Genomic DNA, 20423 nt, shown 5'->3' on the forward strand with positions numbered 1-20423 from the left:
TATAGAGAAAATCGTTTAAGCTATTTATACCAATTTTTGGCATTTGGGGTAATAGTTCCTGTAGTAACGAGTATTATTACCAGTCTTATTGTAAATTCTTATTTTATGGCTGGTAAACCGGATAGCGTGATTATAGTTTCCCTTGTCTTTATCCTAGGGTTATTATTCTCATTATTTCTCTTTACCGCCTTAATTGTTGGTTTTATCATTTCCATTACCTCTTCGATAAGAAGATTACATGATTTAGGAAAACCAGGAATAATATTATTATGGGTATATCTAGCCGGATTTTTCTTAACTTTTATTGCTATAGGTCCATTAATTGTCTTAGGATTTAACCTCTATTTACTCTTTGCTGATACTAAAAGAGAGCCACATCAATTTAGTCATCAAACTAACCCTTTTCTTGTGTAATTAGCTTCTAGGGTAAATAATTAAAGCTTATATCTCAACTTAAATTATTAACTTTTTCTCAAGGAGTGCCTATGTCTCAAAAAACTCTTGGCTTTATCGATAATACTAAATTACATTTATCTTTAATTTTTAGTGCTGACTATAGAGAGAATCGTTTAAGTTTCTTTTACCAAATTTTAGCCTTTAGTATTGTTATTCCTCTTCTCTTTGGGGTAATTATTCTCGTATTATTTTCAGCTATTTTAGGTGGTGCTGATCCTGATAGTGCTACAGGATTTGGCTTTTTATTATTAATTTTATGTTATATTATTATAGTGGTATACGGGATAGCCGTTTTTATCATTAGTATTACCTCTTCAGTAAGAAGATTACATGATTTAGGTAAATCTGGCTTAATTGTTTTATGGGTATATTTAGCAGCTGCTGTTTTATCTTTAGTTGGTATTGGTCCTCTATTAATCCTAGTATTTAACCTTTACTTACTCTTTGCTGATACAAATAGAGAACCACATAAATTTAGTCACCAAACTAACCCATTCCTTGTAGGCCCAGCTAACCCTTAATAAGTAATTTTTAATGCCCATATGACCATATGGGCTTCTCAACTTAATATATAATTACATTTATGGCACAAACTAATCTTTCATTTGTAGATACAATTAAATTACAATTTGCTTTAAAGTTTAAAACAGATTATAGAGAAAATCGTTTAAGCTTTTTCTATCGTCTTTTAGCTTATGGCATCCTTTTTCCTATTTTACTATCTATAGTTTTTGGTATCTTAGGGCTAGCTGTGGTGCATGATAAAGATTCAGTCCTCTCTTTGATTTATGGAGGCTTGTTTGCCATTACTTTTCTGGTATATGGTTTTTTCGCTCTAGCTATTACTATTACGTCTACAGTAAGAAGATTACATGATTTAGGTCTCTCAGGTTTAGTACTATTATGGGTATTTTTAGCTTCTTTAGCGTTATCTTTAATTGCAATTGGACCATTAGTTATGGTAGGATTTAATCTATACTTACTCTTTGCAGATACTAAAAGAGAACAGCATAAATTTAGTCACTTACCTAACCCATTTCTTGTTTAGGTGCTAGTTTACCTAGAAGTAAACTATAAAAAGTCTTATTTTTGTTTAGTCAACTTAATCTGAACTGCCAATATATTTGGCAGTTTTTTTTTTATGGCTGGATTTTAGGTGAGCACTAATTTAAATAATTAATTTCCCCACAGGCCTCAAGAAAACTCTTTGCCGAACTTTTTTAGGTTATCATTAGTTGCAATTGGGCATTAGTTATGTTATTATTTGAGCTATATTTACTCTTTGCAGATACTAAAAGAGAAAAACATAAATTTAGTTACTTACCTAATTCATTCTTTTATAGGTGTTACTTTATCTAAAAGTAAACCATAGAATTTCTGTTTTTATTTAATCAACTTAATCTGAACTGTCAACACGTTTGGCAGTTTTTTTTGTGCCTGGATTTTAGGTGAGAACTAATTTAAATAATAAACCTCCTTTAAATAATTAACCAATTAACCTTTTTTAATTTCTCCACAGGCAACAAGAGATCTCTTTGCCGAGCAAGTGAAATTAACCTGATTAGAGAGGGGTATTTACTCCTCTCTTTTCTTTTATATTTAGAGATGCCTTTTGTGCAAAATTAAGTATTTTTGCACGATAAAAAAGTAACCTAGTTGCCAATAAGGTTTTTTAAAATTATTTGTGAAAAATTTTATATAAGAAAAGTAAGGAAATATTCTTTTATACAAGTCTTTATCAAAAATTATTTTCTTATATAAGTGTATTCATAAAATATATTCTATTTACATGGCTTAGTTTGAGGGCAAGAGCTTTGTTAATTAGTTGTGAATTTGTAGCAAACTAAAGAGATTTCTTGTATAATAATGCCAATTAATAAAACTCTGAAGACTTATTCTCAGAGGACTCTACATTGGGGTAGAGCAGATAATATTTTTATGTTGTACTGAGAGTAAGTTTTTGGCCAAATAAATTAAAGGTTAAATTATGTCTTCTAAAATTGTAAAAATTATTGGTAGAGAAATTATCGATTCACGTGGTAACCCAACAGTTGAAGCTGAAGTACATTTAGCTGACGGTTCAGTAGGTTTAGCTGCTGCTCCATCAGGTGCTTCTACAGGTTCTCGTGAAGCTTTAGAATTACGTGACGGCGACAAAGCACGTTACTTAGGTAAAGGTGTATTAAAAGCTGTTGCTAATGTAAACGATATTATCGCTCCAGCATTATTAGGTCTTGACGCTCTAAACCAAGCTGAAGTTGACCAAAAAATGTTAGATTTAGATGGCACTGATTTCAAAACAAACTTAGGTGCAAACGCAATCTTAGCTGTATCTTTAGCAAACGCTAAAGCTGCTGCAGCAAGCAAAAAACAACCTTTATATGCTCACATTGCTGAATTAAATGGTACTCCAGGTGTTTACTCTATGCCATTACCAATGATGAACATTTTAAATGGTGGTGAGCACGCAGACAACAACGTTGATATCCAAGAATTCATGATTCAACCAGTTGGTGCTAAAAACATTAAAGAAGCTTTACGTATGGGTTCAGAAGTATTCCACAACCTAGCTAAAGTGTTAAAAGCTCGTGGCTTAAACACAGCTGTAGGTGACGAAGGTGGTTTCGCTCCTAACTTATCTTCAAATGCTGAAGCTTTAGCTTGCATTAAAGAAGCAGTAGAAAAAGCTGGTTACGAATTAGGTAAAGACATTACTTTAGCTATGGACTGTGCTTCTTCTGAGTTCTACAACAAAGAAAAAGGTACTTACGAATTAAAAGGTGAAGGTAAAGTATTCACTTCTAACGAATTCTCAGACTACCTAGCTGAATTAACTAAAGAATACCCAATTATCTCAATCGAAGATGGTCAAGATGAATCTGACTGGGAAGGTTGGGCTTACCAAACTAAAGTTTTAGGTGACCGTATCCAATTAGTAGGTGACGATTTATTCGTAACTAACACTCGTATCTTAAAAGAAGGTATCGAGAAAGGTATTGCTAACTCAATCCTAATTAAATTCAACCAAATCGGTTCATTAACTGAAACTTTAGCAGCTATCCGTATGGCTAAAGAAGCTGGTTACACAGCTGTAATCTCTCACCGTTCAGGTGAAACTGAAGATGCTACAATCGCTGACTTAGCGGTTGGTACAGCTGCTGGTCAAATCAAAACTGGTTCTATGAGCCGTTCTGACCGTGTTGCTAAATATAACCAATTAATCCGTATCGAAGAACAATTAGGTGAAGCTAAAGCACCATTCTTAGGTCGTAAAGCAGTTAAAGGTCAATAATAAATAAAAACCTAGAGGTCTGGAGAGAAATCTCCAGACCTCTTTGCATGGCTAAAATTATTAAGACTTTTAGTAAAAATGGGAGTAAAATATTTAATTGGATAATTTCATTAAACATTAGGATAGAAAAATGGTACAAATCAAAATCGTAAAAGGTCCAGTACCTGATTATGCAAAAGGCGTAAATCCAGTATTAACTCTCAATGAACATGAACAAAGTTACACCATTTATGTTGGGAAAAAAGACAGCAATGGTGAGTTTGTTAAGCCTAGCCTTGCCGAAAGAATTGATACTTTCCAACGTTTAGGTCGTACTTGTCGTCAATCACCTTTTACTGAATTTGAATTGCCAGAAGAGTTTTGTCTTCGTGCTACTTTAGCTTTTGCTCAAGGTTTTTATGATCCACGTTTTGATAATCGTGATGCTAAAAGCTTTACCGTACCTAGTGCCGTAAGAGCAGACTTTGAGCGCATTAATGGACACATGACTTTCTTACGTGATTTAATTAACGAACACGCAGAAAGTTTAACTCCAGAAAAACTAGCGGAAAAAGCTGTAGCTCGCATTAAAGAGTCAGCAGCTAGTGTAGGCAAACAAGATGCTGTAAAAGTAAATATTACCCATTTTGACCAACTCATTGAGCATGGTTTTGTTGGGGTACACACAGTAGGACGTGGTTCGGCAAATAAACCTTGTTTAGTAGAAGTTGACTTTAATCCAACAGGTAAAGTAGATGAGCCTGTAGTAGTTGCTTTAGTAGGTAAAGGCATTACTTTTGATACAGGTGGTTACTCATTAAAACCAAGTGACTCTATGTCAACCATGCGTTCTGATATGGGCGGAGCTGCACTTATGGCTTCAACCTTAGCTTTAGCTATAGCTTCGGGCTTAGATAAACGCGTGAAACTATTTTTAAGCTGTGCCGAAAACATGGTTAGCTCGAATGCATTCCGTTTAGGTGATATTATCACTTATCCAAATGGAGTAACAGTGTCTGTTGATAATACCGATGCCGAAGGTCGTGTGGTATTAGCTGATTCCTTAATTTTAGCTTCAAGCTCAAATAATGGTCAACGTCCAAAACTAATTATTGACGCGGCTACTTTAACGGGGGCTGCTAAGGTTGCAGTAGGTACTGACTACCACAGTTTATTAAGTTTTGATACTGCGGTAGTAAATCAATTACTAGAAGTAGCAGAAGCTAATGCTGAGTTATTCTGGAGACTACCTTTAGCTGAATTCCACCGTGAACAAATTCGCAGTCCATTTGCTACTATTAGCAATACAGGTTCGGTAGTGCAAAGCGCAGGAGCTTCAACAGCTGCTTCGTTTTTATCTTACTTTGTAACTGATTACCAAAAAGGTTGGTTACATATAGATGCTTCAAGCACTTTTAACCGCCGTGGTGGTCCTAACTTAGCTTTTGGGGCGACAGGTAAAGGCTTACAGACTTTAGCTAAATTCTTAGTAGAATATAAATAAGCATAAGAAAAAAGATCGTCATGCACGATCTTTTTTTCTGTTCAAGGTTAAAATTTAGTATAATATAACCTATAACGAGTATTTTGGTATATTATCAGATATTAACCTTTATTCTGCTGCCCAGAATAATTAGGAAAGAATTTATGCTAATTATAATTAGTCTAGTTATTATTATTCTAATTGTCTTAGCCTTAGTAGCTTTATACTTTAAAAAATTAAAACCTGTAAAAGATGAGTTTAAGGGTACTAGCTTACAAGCTGTATACACTATTACCACACAGTTTGCCGACCGAAGCTTTTTAGACGCAAGTTTTATTGAAATTTACACTAAGGCAATTACGAGTAATTACGACCTACCGGAATCGGTACTTACAGATCATATTGCAAATATTAAAAAATGTATTCAAGATCGCAATTTAGCCTATAGTATTATCCGTGAATCTCTAGCTAATGCGACCCCTACTGAACGAGCTCATGTTTTAGCTAAAGCCATTAGCTTAACCGTGCAAATCGAAGGTAGAACAAATCTTTTTAGTAAACAATTAAAAATTCCTGGTTCCAAAACCTTGCAAAGTTATAAAGAAGTGTTAGCTATACTTCATTTAACTAACCAAGACGTTAAACAAGCTTTAGAACAATTAAATGCTACAACTGATAAAGAAGTAGCTCAAACTACCTCAGACGCACATAGCTAAGCATATGTGCGTTTTAATTTGGATTTAAGTATATGTCATATGAATTGCTCATAAGTTGGATACTGATTATTATGGTTGGTAACGCCTTGCCAGGAGCAGACTTTTTCTGTATCACCTCGGTGAGTTTAAGGTCGCGACGTCTGGGCTTACTTAGTGCTTTAGGCTTGCAAACGGGAGTATTATGCCAATCTTTAATTGCCTGTTTTGGGACTATAACCATTGCCCATTATAATCAAACAGCTTTTGAAGTAATTCAGTTAGTAGGATCGGGGTATTTATTATATTTAGCTTACGCGATTCTCTCTTCGGCATATAAACGTAATGCAGAGCTCAAACGCCTCTATGCTCAAGCTACAAGTGAGCAAGAACGGCAAAAAATAGATGCGGATATAAAAATTCAAGCAGCCCAAAGCATGTCAGGTTTTAAAGCTTATCGCACAGGCTTTTTAACCAATATTTTTAATCCTAAATGCTTTATCTTTATGGCAACTGTACTGCCTCAGTTTGTTGATGTTAACGCTGAGTTTAGTATAGGTATGCAAATGTTCATTCTTTGTGCGGTGAATTTAATTCTCGGCTTAATTCACTGGACAGTTATGGCTTATCTGGTAAGCTATTTAGCCCAAAAATTCTCTTCGGCAAGTTTTAGATTAAAGCTAGAGATGATCGGGGGCTATTGTTTATTAATTATAGGTCTGCTTTTATTAGGCTCGCTAGCATGGCAGTTTAATCAGCATTATTTTAGCTAAAACAAAGAGAGAGCTTGCTCTCTCTTCATTTATATGTGACAAAAAGAATATGAGTTTTGATATTTTATTGGCATGGACAATTTTTTCAGGTATTTCTTTAGTTTTACCTGGTCCAGACTTTGTTTATATAACTTCGGTATCTTTATATAAGCGAAGCTTTGGTATTTTTGCTGGCTTGGGAGTGCAAGTAGGGATAACTTTCCACTTTCTGTTGACTTATATAGGGGCTGTTACCTTTTTTAGTCGTTATCCTTTAGTTTTTACTAGTGTGCAAATGTTTGGGGGCTTATTTTTACTTTATCTAGCTTACTCAATTCTTACTAGTGCTTGGCGAGAATTAAGCTATTTACGCCAACTTAAAAATCAAGGTGAGCAAGCAGATGCTATATTTGCCCAACTAAGTAAAAAAGAGCAAATTTCTAACCTCGACTGCTTCAAAAAAGGTTTTCTGGTTAACATTCTCAACATTAAAGCCTTTCTCTTTATTGTCGGCGTAGTACCTCAGTTTATTGACGCTCGAGCAAGCTTTAGTATTGGCGAGCAATTTCTGGTACTCACGGCAATAGATGTAGTGCTGGGCATTGTTTGGTGGACAATTCTTGCTCTTATGGTAAATTACTTTTCGCAAAAATTTGCTACCCCAAGTTTTAGAGCAAAAATTGAAATCTTTGCTGGCATAATTATTTTATGCTTGGCACTTGGGTTACTAGCCCGTATTATTTACACTCTTATATTTAGTTAAGACCTAAATATATTTATTCTTATTTTTGATTTTACTTTCCTAAAATAAAGGCATAAAATAAGAAAAGATTTGTTTTATTTTGAGGGATTTATGAGTTATGAGGTTTTAGTGACCTGGATGGTACTTTCAATGGTTGCCATAGCCCTACCAGGTCCTGATTTTGTTTATATTACTTCGGTATCATTACGTAAACGTAGTTATGGTATTTGGGGTGGCATAGGGGTGCAGTTAGGGATTACCGTACACCTAATTTTAACCTATGTTGGTGCTATGGTGTTCTTTACTCGCCATCCTTTAGCCTTCCGTGGGATTCAGTTTCTTGGTGCCCTATTTTTAGTGTACTTATCGGTTAAGATTATTCTTGAAGCCGTGCGCGAATTAAAACATTTACGTACGCTAAAAAACCATGGTGAAGATGCGGATACTTCAATTTATAAGCTAAATAAAAAAGAACAGATATCTAACTTTGACTGTTTTAAAAAAGGCTTATTTGTAAATCTGCTAAACCCAAAAGCTTTTGTCTTTATTGTTAGTACTTTACCGCAATTTTTAAGCACCAAAGCAAGCTTTACTTTTACCCAACAGTTTATGGTATTAGGCTCGTTCCATATTTTATTTGGTGTGCTATGGTGGGTTGTATTAGCGGCCATGGTTAATTTCCTTTCGCGCCGTTTTGCAACTCCAAGCTTTAGAGCTAAGTTAGAATTAATTTCGGGTTTAATTATTCTTTTCCTAGCTATAGCTTTAATTATTCGTATTTTTGTAGTCCTTTACTCAGGAGATTTTACTTCCATAGTTTAAGGCAAAAAAAGAACCACAAGTTGAGAGCTTGTGGTTATTTTTTTTAATTGTTTTGTTTTAATAGAGGAGTTGAAGGGCTCCTAGTATAGATTTTTAAATTCTCTTGTGAAGTATAGCTAACATAGGCTGTATGCACTGAAACAAAGAGTAAAGCTAAGGCAATACAACTTACTACCCCTTGCACAAAAAGAGATTTGCCCGGACTAGGTTTACCGAATAATTTATTAAAACCAAGATACTTAATAAAAGTAACTAGTTGCACAGCAAAGATTAAACCTATTCCTGTCCCTAAAGCCATAACCATGGTAGATAGTACGCCCCACCACCAGAGGTCTACGGCATAAGCAAAAATTAATACGGCAATGGCACCTGAACAAGGACGAAGAATAATTGAGGTCGCCATAATTAAACGATCTCTAAAGCTATCGAGTTGATTAAATTTATCCCAGTCCATGTGGTTACCACAATCACAGTTGTGAGGGTGAGATTCAGAGCTCGAGCAAGTATGGCAGTTATCATGGTTACATTTATGCACATGCTCGTGCTTATGCTCATTCTCATGCTCATGATTATGCTCATGAGTATGGTTATGCTGACTAGATGCCGAACTTGTACAAGAGCAATTTTGCCCATCATGCTTGTGCTCATGTGAACTTGCACAAGTATGGCTTTGCCCCTCAGAGGCTGAGCCATGATCGTGCTTGCATGTATGCTCATGCTCATATGAACATGAACAAGTATGGTTTTGTGCCTCAGAGCTTGAGTCATGATCGTGGGCACATGTGTGCTCATGCTTATGCTCATGGCTAACTTGCTTAGACTCTGCTCGCATTAAGCGAATAATTTTAATTGCTCGCCAGAGACTACGTCCTAACCAAAATAAGGCAAGTAAACCTATTAGAGCTCCACTTAATACCCCAAGGTGATCATTAAGCCTAAATAGATAGGTTACCGAACTCCCAAAGAGGTATAACACTAAAGAGCCCAGAATAACTGCTGTACAACCTTGAAGCAAGGAAATAGTTAAACCTAAAGCAGCTAGTCTTCTAAACTTAGGGTTAGTTGCCAGAGAGTAAGAGGCAAGAACAAATTTTCCGTGCCCAGGTCCTATAGCATGTAATACCCCATACAAAAAACTTAAGCCCACTAGCGTTGGCCCAGCCCAAACGGAAGTTTGGGTTTGGTTAATTAGGTTAGCGAGAAGGTTATTAAAGTTACCTAAAGTTTGCATTATCCTAGTGTAAAGGTAATCAAACCCCACTAGTAAAAGGGCTAGAATAAGAGCCAAAGAAACCAGAGCAATTATAATCTTTTTCATTTAGATAATTTAATTTAAGGTGTATATGGACAACCTATATAAAGAGTTTGGGTAAAATACTGTCCAATATTAGGGTCATTAGGTTGTGCATCTGCAGGTAATGAAGTAGCATAATCTACTAAAGCTGCATCAGGTGAAGCTTGCTCTAAGCCCGCCTGACATTCAGGAATAGTTTTTGCCGAAAAAGTTATGCTTTTATATGATTCATAGGACATGTCAATATAATAGGACGGATCATAAGTTTGAAGCATAATATAGTCTTTTTCACTTAAAATTACAGGGCTTTTAAAGGGAGCAAAGTAAATTACTTCAACACGATTTTGCTCATTCACTTTAATATCAACCATGCTTACGGCATAAGCAAATTCTATTTCTTTAGCAAGAGCAGGATTTAAGCCATTTAATTTAGCCAAAGTAAAGAATTTATTTTCTACCATATTAGTAGCAATTTCTGCCCAAAATGAATCAAGACCTCTTTTTACTTCAACAATAACTGGTGCCGAAGAAATAGCATCTAATTCCATGGTAAATAAAAGTCCATAGATTGCTGTATGATTAGGTTGTAGTTTAAAAGTTGGATAAACAACTTTGTCACCATAGTCACGCGAATTTATTTTTAAGTTAGCAGGAGGTTCGTTAATAACCTCTAACTTTAAACGCGTCCAAGCATGCGGATGGGCATGTACCTGAGATAAAGAAAATATACTTAAAAGAAATAAGCAAAGAAGTTTTTTCATAATGAAATGTAAAAGTTCTTGGGAAAAAATAGTATTGCCTATTATAAAGCCCCAGAAGAAAAAATGTGGATTTTTTTTCAAGGCTTACCCTGTCTTTTATGGTAAAATTATACAGGAAATAATATTCACTGATTAGTTTAATGGCCTGAGATTATGGGTATTAGAGATAAAAGATATCACCTAGCTTTTTTAGTAGCTATGGAAGAAGAAGTATTAAACCTTCTTCGTCAAGACAACGCCCTTCTAGATGAATTAGAAGCTCGTGTTGAACGTAATGAATTTGCCGATATTGAAGAGGCTCTTAAAGCACAAGTAGCAAATGCCGAGCGTATTGGTAAAACCAGATTTTTAACCATCAAATTACCAACTACCGTACGTGAAGAGTATAACGTAGAAGTAGATTGCTTAGTAGCAATTATGGGTATTGGTAAAGTTAATGCAGCTATGGCAACAACTTTAGTTTGTTCGCAATTCCAAGTTGATATGCTGATTAACTATGGTTTTGCAGGAGCTATAGGTCCTGCTTCACCTAATACTATTTATGTAGCCGACTCAGTTAGTTATGGTGACGTAGATGTACGTGGCTTTAACTATGAATTTGGTCAAGTACCAAAAGATGAAGTTTTCTACCCTATGCCAGAAAAATTTACTCAAGCCTTAATCAAAGACTATAACCGTTATAGTCGTTTTGTGGGCTATGGACGTGTAATCACTACGGATATGTTTATTAATGATACGGCATTAAAAAACAAAATCCTGGAAAATGTACGTCAAGCTCAAGCTAATACGGGTAATACAAGCGAGCTTCTTTGTTTTGATATGGAATGTGCTGCCGTTGCTCAAGTTGCTCGTTCTTTTGGTAAAACTTTACTGGTATTTAAAGAAGTATCTGATGGTGCCGATGAATCAGCAAACGATAGCTTTGTTGATCAAGCTTATGATAATCAAACCCAAGCTTTACGTCAGGCAATTAATTTCTTATTTATTTCTTTACCACGTATTTACATTGGTATTATGAAAAAACGCGAAAGCGAAAAACTTAAAGCATAAAAAAAGAGGTCAGATACGACCTCTTTTTTTTGGGGGTTAAAAAGTATAATTAAAACCAATGTTAACCGTTACGGTATAGTAGCTAGGTTGTTTTTTAGCCCCATAAACATAGGTTAATTTAATAGCTGAGGCAAGCAGATTATAATCATAGCCTAGAGCAATAGAGCTATAAGGAGTAAGAATATTATGTTTTACTTTTGTAAAACTATCTGCTACAGTTTGCTTTTCCGAAGAAAAAGTTTGATCTAATCCAGAAGCCAAACGCACATACACTATATTATAAAAATAGTATCGTGCAAAAAGACCTAAACGAATTGAGTTTTTTGATACTTCAGTTCGATAATAGGTTGTGGTATCTGTTACTACAGTTTCTTCAGAATCTGAATTGAGATAAGAGTAAATAAATTCACCACCGAGAGTAAAGTTACCCAGATTGTGCTTTTTTACAAAGTCAGAATTTAGATCTGTGTAATAACGCCCAAAATCTAAACTTACCCCATAGGCTGCATTTTTACTTGAAGTAAAAGCATCTGTAAATTGCGAACCTACATTACGGGAAATGCGATCAGAAACAAGACCGTAGAAGGTTGTGCCTTGGATTTGCCATTTAGAAAATGAATAAGACCAAGCACTTGAACTAACTCCTAGCAGTAAGGGGAGAAGGAGGGATATTTTCTTAATCATATTTTTCGAACCTAACATTTTACCTCTTATTATATAAAAAAAGTCCTAGCTTGTGCTAAGACTTTTTTATTTTAATAGTAATCTAGATCATTGTGAGGTTTAGCTTCACTTTCATCTTCATCTGAAGCTTGTTTATCCTTGTTAGCTCGATCAAGTACTTCTTGTTCAAGATCTTGGTCAGTTAGAGTGAGTAAGCGAGCAATATAGTTACGATAGTTAACTTCTAATTCTTCGGCACTTCTTGCTTCTACCCCTTCTTCTAATAAATGCCCATCTTCAATATTGTAAACTAATCCAGAAATAGTTAGGTCTTGTCCGCGTGCCCAAGCATCTTGCACTATCGAGCTACGCCCTAGATTCCAAATTTGCTCGGCTACATTTAAACGGGTTACTACTTCTAAACGGTGTTCTTCACTAAGAGAATTGAGTAGAGTTTGATGGCGCGTATATAGGTCTTGAATATGCATTAACCAGTTAGAGATTAGACCACGCGTTTCTTTATCAGCAGCCGCTTTAATCCCACCACAGTGGCTATGCCCACAAACAATAATATCTTTTACTTTTAACGCTTCTACAGCGTACTGTACAACTGACATACAGTTTAAGTCAGTATGAATAACCATATTGGCAATATTACGATGCACAAATAATTGTCCAGGGTGATTTCCTGTCAGGGTTTCAGCTGGAACACGTGAATCAGAACAACCAATCCAAAGAGTATCTGGAGTCTGTCCTTGTGCCATATCGGTAAAATAAGTTGGGTTGTATTTTAAGCGTTTTCTTGCCCAACGTTGGTTATTACGGATCATTTCCGTAACTTTCTTATCCATAAGATAGACTCCAATTAATATAAGGGGGTGAGTAAATCCTTATGTCCAATTTATTTACATCGTTGTTTATTATACCAAAAGGGAAAAATAAAAAAAGACCCGAATAAGATCAGGTCTTTAGTTAAATTAAAAAGAATTGTTACTAAAAATAATTATTTTTGTGCGTTAATAGCTTGTACTGCTGTTAAACAAATTGTATAAACAATATCTTCTACTAAAGCACCACGACTTAAGTCGTTAACTGGTTTACGCATACCTTGAAGCATAGGACCAATTGAAACTACATCAGCAGAACGTTGTACTGCTTTGTATAGTGGGTTACCACAACTTAAATCAGGGAATACAAATACGTTTGCTTTACCTGCTACTGGAGATTGTGGAGCTTTTAAAGCTGCTACTTCTGGAGTAACGGCAGCATCATATTGTAATGGACCGTCAACAGCTAAATCAGGACGTTTTTCGTGTACTAAAGCTGTAGCTTCTTTTACAAGATCAACATCTGGACCCGAACCTGAGTTAACAGTTGAGTAAGAAATCATTGCCACGCGTGGATCTAAACCAAAAGCTTTAGCATTGTCAGCTGATTGAATTGCAATATCAGCTAATTGAGCTGCTGTTGGGTTAGGGTTAACCGCACAGTCACCATATACGTAAACTTCTTCAGGCATTAACATAAAGAATACTGAAGAGATAATTGACGCACCTGGAGCAGTTTTAATAATTTGCATAGGTGGACGAATAGTATTTGCTGTAGTGTGTACTGCACCAGATACTAAACCGTCTGCTTCGTTAGCTTCTAACATCATAGTACCTAGAACCACATTGTCTTCTAGTTGTTGTTTAGCTAACTCTTCGGTCATGCCTTTAGCTTTACGTAACTCAACTAAACGTGCAACATATTTATCACGTACAGTTGCTGGATCAATTGTTTTTAATTCAGGTGGTAATGATAAGCCAAGTTTGTCAGCTTGAGCACGTACTGCTTCACGTGAAGCTAAAAGAATACATTCAGCAATTTTACGTTCAGTACAAATAATTGCTGCACGTACTGTACGTGGTTCATCACCTTCTGGTAATACAATACGTTGTGGGTTTGAAGCTGCTAAGCCAGTTAAAGATGAACGGAAACGAGCTGGAGAAATACGTTTTAAGCTACGTTTTGCTTTAGCTAATTCTAGTAAGCTGCCATCTAAAACTTCAAATTCTAAACCTTCTTTATTTGCAGCTAAAAGAGGTAGGTTTTTGATTTTCCAATCTTCTTTTAAGTAGTTAGCTAAGTTAGATGTAACTACCGCACCAAGTAAGCGATCAGTGTTTTTACCATTTAGGCTCGATTCTACAAAAGCACCTAATTGGGCACTTAAAGCATTGTAAGTTGCTGCAAGGCTCTTGTCAACTACCACAATGTCTGCGTCTAATGTAGTTGCTACTGTATAGTTGAAGTTAGTTCCTAAAAGATAGTGTAACTCACCAACTACTAATAACACATCTGTATCAGAAGCAAAAGAATCTTGTAAGTTTACTAAGCTTTCAAATAAAGCATCTGTATCATTAGCTGCAGTTTTCTCAACTGCTTTTTGTAAGCTAAAAGCACTTTTTACTTCAAAACCTGCTGCTAATAATGGATCGTTTTCCACATTAAATACACGTAGAATCGCAACTTTTTGTCCACGATCTTGGTGTTTTTGGGCAACAAATTGTACTAATGATTCAACTTGCGCTTCTTTATTTGTTGGCGCAAATAGTACTGTTCTTAATGACATTTTTCTAAACCGACTGGAGATATATTGTAATTTGTAAAATATAGCTAGACTCAATATTTAAGGGTGATTATATTCTGTTAAACATCAAACCTTGGCTTTCTAAAGTTTTAGAATAAACCATAGTAAGTTTACTAATGTTTAAGGGGAAAATAATGAGCCTTACCATATTTTGGTAGGAAAGTTAACAAGCCTAAATAAATTTAGGCTTGTTAAAAAGAACGATTATTTTTGAGTTAAAGCAAATGCATCTTGTGCAATTAATAATTCTTCGTTTGTAGGAATAACCATTAACACAGGTGTATTTTCTTTAGAGATGATGCCTTCTTTACCAAATTTAGTCGCGCTGTTACGCTCTTCATCAAGTTGGTAACCTAAAAGACGTAATTTTTCAACAACTAATTTACGTACGTGTGGAGCGTTTTCCCCGATACCACCTGTGAAAGTAATAGCGTCGATATAATCTACATCTAAAATTGCTAAGTAAGCACCAATGTATTTAGCAATACGGTGAGCAGCAACGTCTAAAGCTAATTTAGCACGTTTGTCTGTGTAGTAGTTATCTTCTGCATAACGACAGTCTGAAGAAACACCAGTGATACCTAAAAGACCAGATTTTTTGTTAACTAGGTTATCAAAGTCTTCAGCTGTTAAATTTAATTTGTTGAATAGGTATTTAATCATACCTGGATCAATATCACCAGAACGAGTACCCATTACTAAACCTTCAGTAGGAGTAAAGCCCATTGAAGTTTCAACTGATTGACCGTTACGAACCGCACAGATTGAAGCACCATTACCTAAGTGACAGTTAATTAGGTTAACTTCATTTTCTGGTTTGCCAATCATTTTAGCAAGAGTCTGAGTAATGTATTTATGAGAAGTACCGTGCATACCGTAACGACGGATACCATGGTTTTCATATAATTCATATGGTAAAGCGTATAGGTAAGCTTCTTCTGGTAAAGTTGCGTGGAACGCTGTATCGAACACTGCTACTTGTTTATCAGCTAAGTGAGGGAATAGTTCAGTTGCAACTTTAATACCTAATAATGCTGCAGGGTTGTGCAGAGGAGCATATTCTGCTGCTGTTTCGATATCAGCAATTACTTCTTCAGTAATTAATGCTGAAGCAGTTAATTTTTCACCACCATGAACAACACGGTGACCGATAGCAACTAAAGCTTCTGATAATTCTGGTTTAGCTTTTAATAAGTTCTCAACAACAAAGTTTAATGCTTGAGCATGACCTGCACCAGCACCTAAATCTTGCTCACCTTTGTTACCATCAAGTTTCCATTTAATACGAGCTTCAGGTAAGCCTAGAGCTTCTGCAAGACCAGATAAGAAAACTTCACCGTTTTCTGGATTCATGATAGCGAATTTAATTGATGATGAACCGCTGTTTAGGATTAAAACTAAGTTTTTCATTAATATACCTTTACGAGGAAATTTAATTGATTTTTACCAAAAGAAATGGTGTGTTAATTATATAACCTAAACCAAAAATGTTTAGGGGGTATAATTCTCCTTTTCCTGTTCTCTTAAAGTAAAAATCAAGAGACAGAAAAATAACACAAATTTTTTTGTATTTTATCACAGTTTTAACTTTCTCGTTGTAATTTTCGCCGTAGGTGGTATAGACTAAGGCAAACTTTTGCCTTAAATTGGGAATGGTTGTCAATAAAAAAAGAGTTCTTGACTCCAAGAACTCTTTACAATCGTTTAGTTATTTTTTGTAAACTTTTAACTTTTGCCCTGCATAAACAGTATTAGATTTAAGATTGTTTAACTGTTTAAGTTGGCTTAAAGTCATGTTAAATTTTTTGGCAATTCCACTAAGCGTATCACCACGCACTACCGTATAGGTTATAGTTGCTGGAGTGCTAGTTGAGCTAGATTTAGCTGAGCTAGAATTATTGCTTGTTGCTTTAGTTGCAGAATTATTGCTTGTCGCTTTAGTTGCATTAGTATTTGTATTACTTTCGCTAACTTTTTGTTTTACAACTACAATTTGTGGAATTTTTAAAGTTTGTCCTGCTCTAATGCGATCAGGATGAACATTGTTAAAGCTTGCTAGATCAGCAATTTCTAGATCATAACGTTTAGCAATTAGAGTAATGTTCTCCCCAGCTTTAACTTTATAGGTTTCTCCTGAGTCAACCATTTTGGTTACTGATTCATATGAATCGTCATCATCAGATACTACATTAGCTTGCGGGATGTTTAATTTCATGCCAACGTAAATAGGTTTGTCTTTATCTACATTAGGGTTAGCTTTTAATAAATCATTTAAAGTTAATTTATTGTTATAAGCTATACGATTTAAACTATCGCCCGATTTAACCGTATAAGTGGTAGTACGGTTATAGTCAACACTATTAGATACTTCAGGTAAAGCAGCCGACTGTACTACAGGAATGTTAATTTTTTGTCCAATGTAGATATTGTCATTTTTAAAGTTATTTACCGACACTAGTTGTTTATAGGACACCCCAAATTTATCGGCTAAGCGATATAAGGTATCTCCTTTAACAACTGTATAAGAGCGTGTACCCACAATTTGGGTTGGAGCATTTGAGTCCGCTTGAGCCGTAGCTAAAGTACGTGAACTCACTCTATCTTCTCTCATGGTCACTTGCGGAATTTCATTATGAGCAATATACATACTCAAGTTAGCATTCCTAAAGTTTACCAGTCCATTATAAATAGCTTGAGCTACGTTTGCCCTATAGGTTGCTGTACGCAGACGTCCTTCTTCTACGCGGTTCGATAAAAATCCAGTTTCAATTAAAATGGAAGGAATATCTGGACTACGTAATACCCCAAGCGAAGCATATTGCGGTTTAGCTTTATGCAAGTTAGTGATTTTTTGCATTTGCGCTAAAACACTATTAGCTAATAGGGTTGAAGTTTGTTGCTGCTGGGTAAAAGAAAGATCAATTACATCACGAGCAATTTTTTGGTTAGTCGAAGAAAGTATTTCTCCTGTGCCTCCTAAGAGCGAACTTTGTTGTTCTTGACGTTCAAGCAAACGACCAGTTTCCGTAGTTGCTCGCGTTGTCGAAAGCACCCAAACTGAAGCCCCTAAGGCATTTACATTAGGTGAGGCGTCAGCGTGAATCGAAATTAAAAGGTCTGCTTTATTTTTGCGGGCAATATTTGAACGTTCAGGAACCGAGATATAAACATCGCGGTTACGCACAAGAGTAGGAGTAAAAGCCGGATCTGAGTTTAAAAGGTTATATAAGCGCTTTGCAATATCAAGAGTTACATTTTTTTCATAGAGTTTATATACTCTACCAATAGTCCCTGGATCTTTACCACCATGTCCTGCATCTATAGCAACAACAATAGGAGGAATATTTACCGTAGCATTGTAAGATACTACTAGTTTCCATGCTTTACCGTCGGCAACTATTTGCGCATTGTTGGTTTGATTATTAAGGTGGAAATTTATAATTAAATTTCTTCCTTCGGTTTTATAGTCAATGCGATTAAATACCGAGTTACCAACACGATAAGGATATTTTAGATCTGGAGCAAGAGCATCGTTTGGCATAATAACCTGAAGTACTTTCTGGTTATTATCAACTTTTATTTGTGGCGTACGGCTAGTGCCGACATAAGAAATAAGCCACGCCTCTTGGTCATGGGTTTTGGCAATATTTTGAACTTTATTAATTAGTGCAGCTTGTGCTTGTGTCAAAGAGCTCCCAAGGAGCGCTAAAGTGGCACAAAGACGCAAGAAAGATAATTTGTTCATAGAGAAAAAAAATAGCAACCTTGGGTGTCAAGTAAAAAGAGAAAGTTTAATCTTTTTATTATAAGCTAATTAGAGCTAAAAATTATAAAAATAATTATATAATAAAAGGCAAAGTTATAAGACGAGATTTAGTATGACAAAATTAGATATTTATAAATTACCTGTAGGGACAATTCAACAAAACTGTCGTATTTTTGTTAACCCAGAAAGCAAAGAAGCTTTTGTAGTTGATCCAGGTGCTGAACCCGAGCTCATTTATACGTTTGTTCAACAACATGAATTGAAGGTAACAGCAATAGTTATTACCCATGGACATTTTGATCATATTGGGGGAATTACCGAACTAAGAGCTAAATTAGGTGATGTTCCAGTTTATGGTCCATTTGCGCAAGATCAAATTTTCTTTGATAAGGTTGTTAGCCGTTGTCGTCAGTTTGGTTTAATGGATAAAGTTGAAGACTTTAGCCAAGAGCCAAGCAAAGGAGATAGATTTTTTAGCGAAGGAGAAAAGATTACTCTTGCAGGACAAGAGTTTACTGTCCTATTTACCCCAGGTCACTCTCCAGGTCATGCCACTCTAGTTGACCATGACAATAAAGTATTAATTGTTGGCGATGTGTTATTCCACCAAGGTATTGGACGTACAGACCTCGAAGGAGGCAGTTTTGCGGTGCTAGAAAATAGTATTCAAGATAAACTCTATACTTTAGAGGGGGACTATTTAGTTTTACCTGGGCACGGTCCTGATACCAGTCTAGATTATGAGCGTCACCACAATCCCTTTGTTAAGCAAAAGTAAAACCTTTATCTATCAGTTTATTCGCCAGAGAAATCAGCAATATAAAAAGTTAGGCATACCTCTTAGCCAAGCAAAAAAATTAAGAAAGCAAGGTTAATTTGTAGTATCCTGACTTTAAGAAGTTGCTTTAATTAGGTGAAAAATAAACATGAAGCACGAGAAGTTTGATTTAAGTGAGATTAAGGTTGTGGCAGTTGATCTCGACGGTACCTCAATTAATCATAAACATGAGTTAGAGGATTTTACCGCTCAAGTTTACAATGCTTTACCTAAGGCAGGAGTAGAATTAATTGTGGCAACAGGACGTGGTAAAAACGACGTAGCTATGCTCCACAAATTAAATATTCCCTTTACTTTAGTAACTTACAATGGTTCTGTAATTGCTAAGCCACAAGAGTTAAATTATCAACGTACACTTGATGCTATAGCTCTCGAACATATTTGCAACTATCCATATGATCCAGATCTCTATGTTAGTTTTTACACGCCAGAGCATTGGTATATAAATCAGCATGATGAGGAAAAAGCCCGTAAATATACGAGTTCGGGATCTAAATTTGAATTCAAAGAAGCAAAAGACTGTGTTGCAGAACCTGTAGTTAAAGTGTTTATTGTTGATCCGCGTGGCAATCGAGATAGATTAGAGCAAATTAAAGCTGATCTCGAAGCAAAAATTGGTGACCGTTGTGAAGCTGTTTTCTCTGGGGGTATGTCACTAGATTTTACGGCAAAAAATGTTACTAAATTATCAGCAATAGAATATTACTTAAACAGTAAAGGTTTAACCGCCAAACAAAACCTAATTGCCTTTGGGGATAGCATGAATGACTATGCCATGTTAACTGGAGCTAAGTATGGTTTTTATATGGAAAACACTTTACCGTTTATTAAAGAAAACTTTGCTTCCCATGCTAATTGTTACCAAATTGGCGATTGTTATAAATTAGGTACCGCCAAGTTCTTAAATCAGTTATTTCATCTTGAACTAGAACAATAATTTATAAAATTCCCTTAATTGCAATGTTAAGGGAACTTTTTTTGTTAAAAATTGCTTTTAGTAAACAAATTTGCAAAAAATGTATGGAAATTTTTTGAAAAAATAAAGGAAAATAGATCATTTGTGATCAAGAAAATGCCAAGAAAGGTATAAAAGTAAAAAATAATGTGAAAAATATTTTATATATATGAAAAACAAGGAGGAAAAATATAAATTTTAGTTTTTTACTCAAGTTTTTTCTTCTAATTTACCCCTAGATAATTT

The 20423-nt window shown here is 35.4% G+C and carries 18 protein-coding genes and 1 pseudogene; 12 read left to right on the top strand and 7 right to left on the bottom strand.

Going from position 1 to position 20423, the window contains the following annotated elements; genetic code table 11:
* The 9 genes from CJP74_RS07290 to CJP74_RS07330 all read left to right on the top strand — a co-directional run.
* On the top strand, positions 1-414 hold a 414-nt coding region (locus tag CJP74_RS07290), incomplete at its 5' end, for a DUF805 domain-containing protein (RefSeq protein ID WP_119497777.1).
* 71 nt (positions 415-485) lie between these two features.
* Positions 486-977, top strand: coding sequence for a DUF805 domain-containing protein (locus CJP74_RS07295; protein WP_119497779.1), 492 nt, complete (start codon positions 486-488; stop codon positions 975-977).
* A gap of 62 nt (positions 978-1039) precedes the next feature.
* Positions 1040-1504 (top strand): DUF805 domain-containing protein, encoded by a 465-nt coding sequence (locus tag CJP74_RS07300; protein ID WP_119497781.1) that lies wholly within the window; start codon positions 1040-1042, stop codon positions 1502-1504.
* A gap of 939 nt (positions 1505-2443) precedes the next feature.
* Complete coding sequence (eno, locus tag CJP74_RS07305; RefSeq protein WP_119497783.1) at positions 2444-3748, top strand: phosphopyruvate hydratase; 1305 nt, start codon at positions 2444-2446, stop codon at positions 3746-3748.
* Positions 3749-3878: 130 nt separating this feature from the next.
* Positions 3879-5231, top strand: coding sequence for an aminopeptidase PepB (pepB, locus tag CJP74_RS07310; RefSeq protein WP_119497785.1), 1353 nt, complete (start codon positions 3879-3881; stop codon positions 5229-5231).
* A gap of 143 nt (positions 5232-5374) precedes the next feature.
* Positions 5375-5926, top strand: coding sequence for a hypothetical protein (locus CJP74_RS07315; protein ID WP_119497787.1), 552 nt, complete (start codon positions 5375-5377; stop codon positions 5924-5926).
* Between the two features lie 32 nt (positions 5927-5958).
* Entirely contained in the window at positions 5959-6675 is a 717-nt protein-coding gene (locus tag CJP74_RS07320) for a LysE family translocator (RefSeq protein WP_119497789.1), read from the top strand.
* 49 nt (positions 6676-6724) lie between these two features.
* The gene (locus CJP74_RS07325; protein ID WP_119497791.1) at positions 6725-7417 is read left to right on the top strand and encodes a LysE family translocator; all 693 of its coding nucleotides are present in this window, start codon (positions 6725-6727) and stop codon (positions 7415-7417) included.
* Between the two features lie 90 nt (positions 7418-7507).
* Complete coding sequence (locus CJP74_RS07330; RefSeq protein WP_119497793.1) at positions 7508-8218, top strand: LysE family translocator; 711 nt, start codon at positions 7508-7510, stop codon at positions 8216-8218.
* 43 nt (positions 8219-8261) lie between these two features.
* On the opposite strand, the gene CJP74_RS07335 is transcribed toward CJP74_RS07330, so the two are convergent.
* Positions 8262-9536 (bottom strand): nickel/cobalt transporter, encoded by a 1275-nt coding sequence (locus CJP74_RS07335; protein WP_119497794.1) that lies wholly within the window; start codon positions 9534-9536, stop codon positions 8262-8264.
* 14 nt (positions 9537-9550) lie between these two features.
* The gene (locus CJP74_RS07340; protein WP_119497796.1) at positions 9551-10273 is read right to left on the bottom strand and encodes a DUF1007 family protein; all 723 of its coding nucleotides are present in this window, start codon (positions 10271-10273) and stop codon (positions 9551-9553) included.
* Between the two features lie 153 nt (positions 10274-10426).
* Between CJP74_RS07340 and mtnN the strand changes: the two genes are divergently transcribed.
* A complete protein-coding gene (mtnN, locus tag CJP74_RS07345) occupies positions 10427-11323 on the top strand; it encodes a 5'-methylthioadenosine/S-adenosylhomocysteine nucleosidase (RefSeq protein ID WP_119497798.1) in 897 nt (298 codons plus the stop codon).
* A gap of 36 nt (positions 11324-11359) precedes the next feature.
* On the opposite strand, the gene CJP74_RS07350 is transcribed toward mtnN, so the two are convergent.
* The 5 genes and pseudogenes from CJP74_RS07350 to CJP74_RS07370 form a co-directional block, all read right to left on the bottom strand.
* Positions 11360-12007 carry a hypothetical protein gene (locus CJP74_RS07350; protein WP_147397070.1) on the bottom strand — a complete coding sequence of 216 codons (648 nt, stop codon included), beginning with the start codon at positions 12005-12007 and terminating at the stop codon, positions 11360-11362.
* Positions 12008-12078: 71 nt separating this feature from the next.
* Positions 12079-12837: a carbonate dehydratase gene (can, locus tag CJP74_RS07355; protein WP_119497803.1), complete on the bottom strand. Its 759-nt coding sequence runs from the start codon at positions 12835-12837 to the stop codon at positions 12079-12081.
* A gap of 152 nt (positions 12838-12989) precedes the next feature.
* Positions 12990-14078, bottom strand: a pseudogene (pta, locus tag CJP74_RS08260) (phosphate acetyltransferase); the annotation flags it as partial.
* Between the two features lie 744 nt (positions 14079-14822).
* On the bottom strand, positions 14823-16028 hold the full coding sequence (locus CJP74_RS07365; RefSeq protein WP_119497807.1) for an acetate kinase: 1206 nt from the start codon (positions 16026-16028) through the stop codon (positions 14823-14825).
* Positions 16029-16326: 298 nt separating this feature from the next.
* Positions 16327-18306 (bottom strand): LysM peptidoglycan-binding domain-containing protein, encoded by a 1980-nt coding sequence (locus CJP74_RS07370; protein WP_222987016.1) that lies wholly within the window; start codon positions 18304-18306, stop codon positions 16327-16329.
* Positions 18307-18496: 190 nt separating this feature from the next.
* On the opposite strand from CJP74_RS07370, the gene CJP74_RS07375 reads away from it, so the two are divergent.
* Together CJP74_RS07375 and CJP74_RS07380 are read left to right on the top strand one after the other, a co-directional pair.
* The gene (locus tag CJP74_RS07375) at positions 18497-19162 is read left to right on the top strand and encodes an MBL fold metallo-hydrolase (protein WP_119497811.1); all 666 of its coding nucleotides are present in this window, start codon (positions 18497-18499) and stop codon (positions 19160-19162) included.
* A gap of 148 nt (positions 19163-19310) precedes the next feature.
* The gene (locus CJP74_RS07380) at positions 19311-20159 is read left to right on the top strand and encodes an HAD-IIB family hydrolase (protein WP_119497813.1); all 849 of its coding nucleotides are present in this window, start codon (positions 19311-19313) and stop codon (positions 20157-20159) included.
* Positions 20160-20423 lie beyond the last annotated feature (264 nt).

It is taken from the genome of Psittacicella melopsittaci (assembly GCF_003585925.1).
Classification (GTDB): Bacteria; Pseudomonadota; Gammaproteobacteria; order Enterobacterales; family Psittacicellaceae; genus Psittacicella; species Psittacicella melopsittaci.

What these genes read in the sequence shown, in the direction of transcription:
- CJP74_RS07295 (WP_119497779.1), top strand. Translation starts at nt 486, where the DNA reads ATGTCTCAAAAAACTCTTGGCTTTATCGATAATACTAAATTACATTTA.
- CJP74_RS07300 (WP_119497781.1), top strand. Translation starts at nt 1,040, where the DNA reads ATGGCACAAACTAATCTTTCATTTGTAGATACAATTAAATTACAATTT.
- eno (WP_119497783.1), top strand. Translation starts at nt 2,444, where the DNA reads ATGTCTTCTAAAATTGTAAAAATTATTGGTAGAGAAATTATCGATTCA.
- pepB (WP_119497785.1), top strand. Translation starts at nt 3,879, where the DNA reads ATGGTACAAATCAAAATCGTAAAAGGTCCAGTACCTGATTATGCAAAA.
- CJP74_RS07315 (WP_119497787.1), top strand. Translation starts at nt 5,375, where the DNA reads ATGCTAATTATAATTAGTCTAGTTATTATTATTCTAATTGTCTTAGCC.
- CJP74_RS07320 (WP_119497789.1), top strand. Translation starts at nt 5,959, where the DNA reads ATGTCATATGAATTGCTCATAAGTTGGATACTGATTATTATGGTTGGT.
- CJP74_RS07325 (WP_119497791.1), top strand. Translation starts at nt 6,725, where the DNA reads ATGAGTTTTGATATTTTATTGGCATGGACAATTTTTTCAGGTATTTCT.
- CJP74_RS07330 (WP_119497793.1), top strand. Translation starts at nt 7,508, where the DNA reads ATGAGTTATGAGGTTTTAGTGACCTGGATGGTACTTTCAATGGTTGCC.
- CJP74_RS07335 (WP_119497794.1), bottom strand. Translation starts at nt 9,536, where the DNA reads ATGAAAAAGATTATAATTGCTCTGGTTTCTTTGGCTCTTATTCTAGCC.
- CJP74_RS07340 (WP_119497796.1), bottom strand. Translation starts at nt 10,273, where the DNA reads ATGAAAAAACTTCTTTGCTTATTTCTTTTAAGTATATTTTCTTTATCT.
- mtnN (WP_119497798.1), top strand. Translation starts at nt 10,427, where the DNA reads ATGGGTATTAGAGATAAAAGATATCACCTAGCTTTTTTAGTAGCTATG.
- CJP74_RS07350 (WP_147397070.1), bottom strand. Translation starts at nt 12,007, where the DNA reads ATGATTAAGAAAATATCCCTCCTTCTCCCCTTACTGCTAGGAGTTAGT.
- can (WP_119497803.1), bottom strand. Translation starts at nt 12,837, where the DNA reads ATGGATAAGAAAGTTACGGAAATGATCCGTAATAACCAACGTTGGGCA.
- CJP74_RS07365 (WP_119497807.1), bottom strand. Translation starts at nt 16,028, where the DNA reads ATGAAAAACTTAGTTTTAATCCTAAACAGCGGTTCATCATCAATTAAA.
- CJP74_RS07375 (WP_119497811.1), top strand. Translation starts at nt 18,497, where the DNA reads ATGACAAAATTAGATATTTATAAATTACCTGTAGGGACAATTCAACAA.
- CJP74_RS07380 (WP_119497813.1), top strand. Translation starts at nt 19,311, where the DNA reads ATGAAGCACGAGAAGTTTGATTTAAGTGAGATTAAGGTTGTGGCAGTT.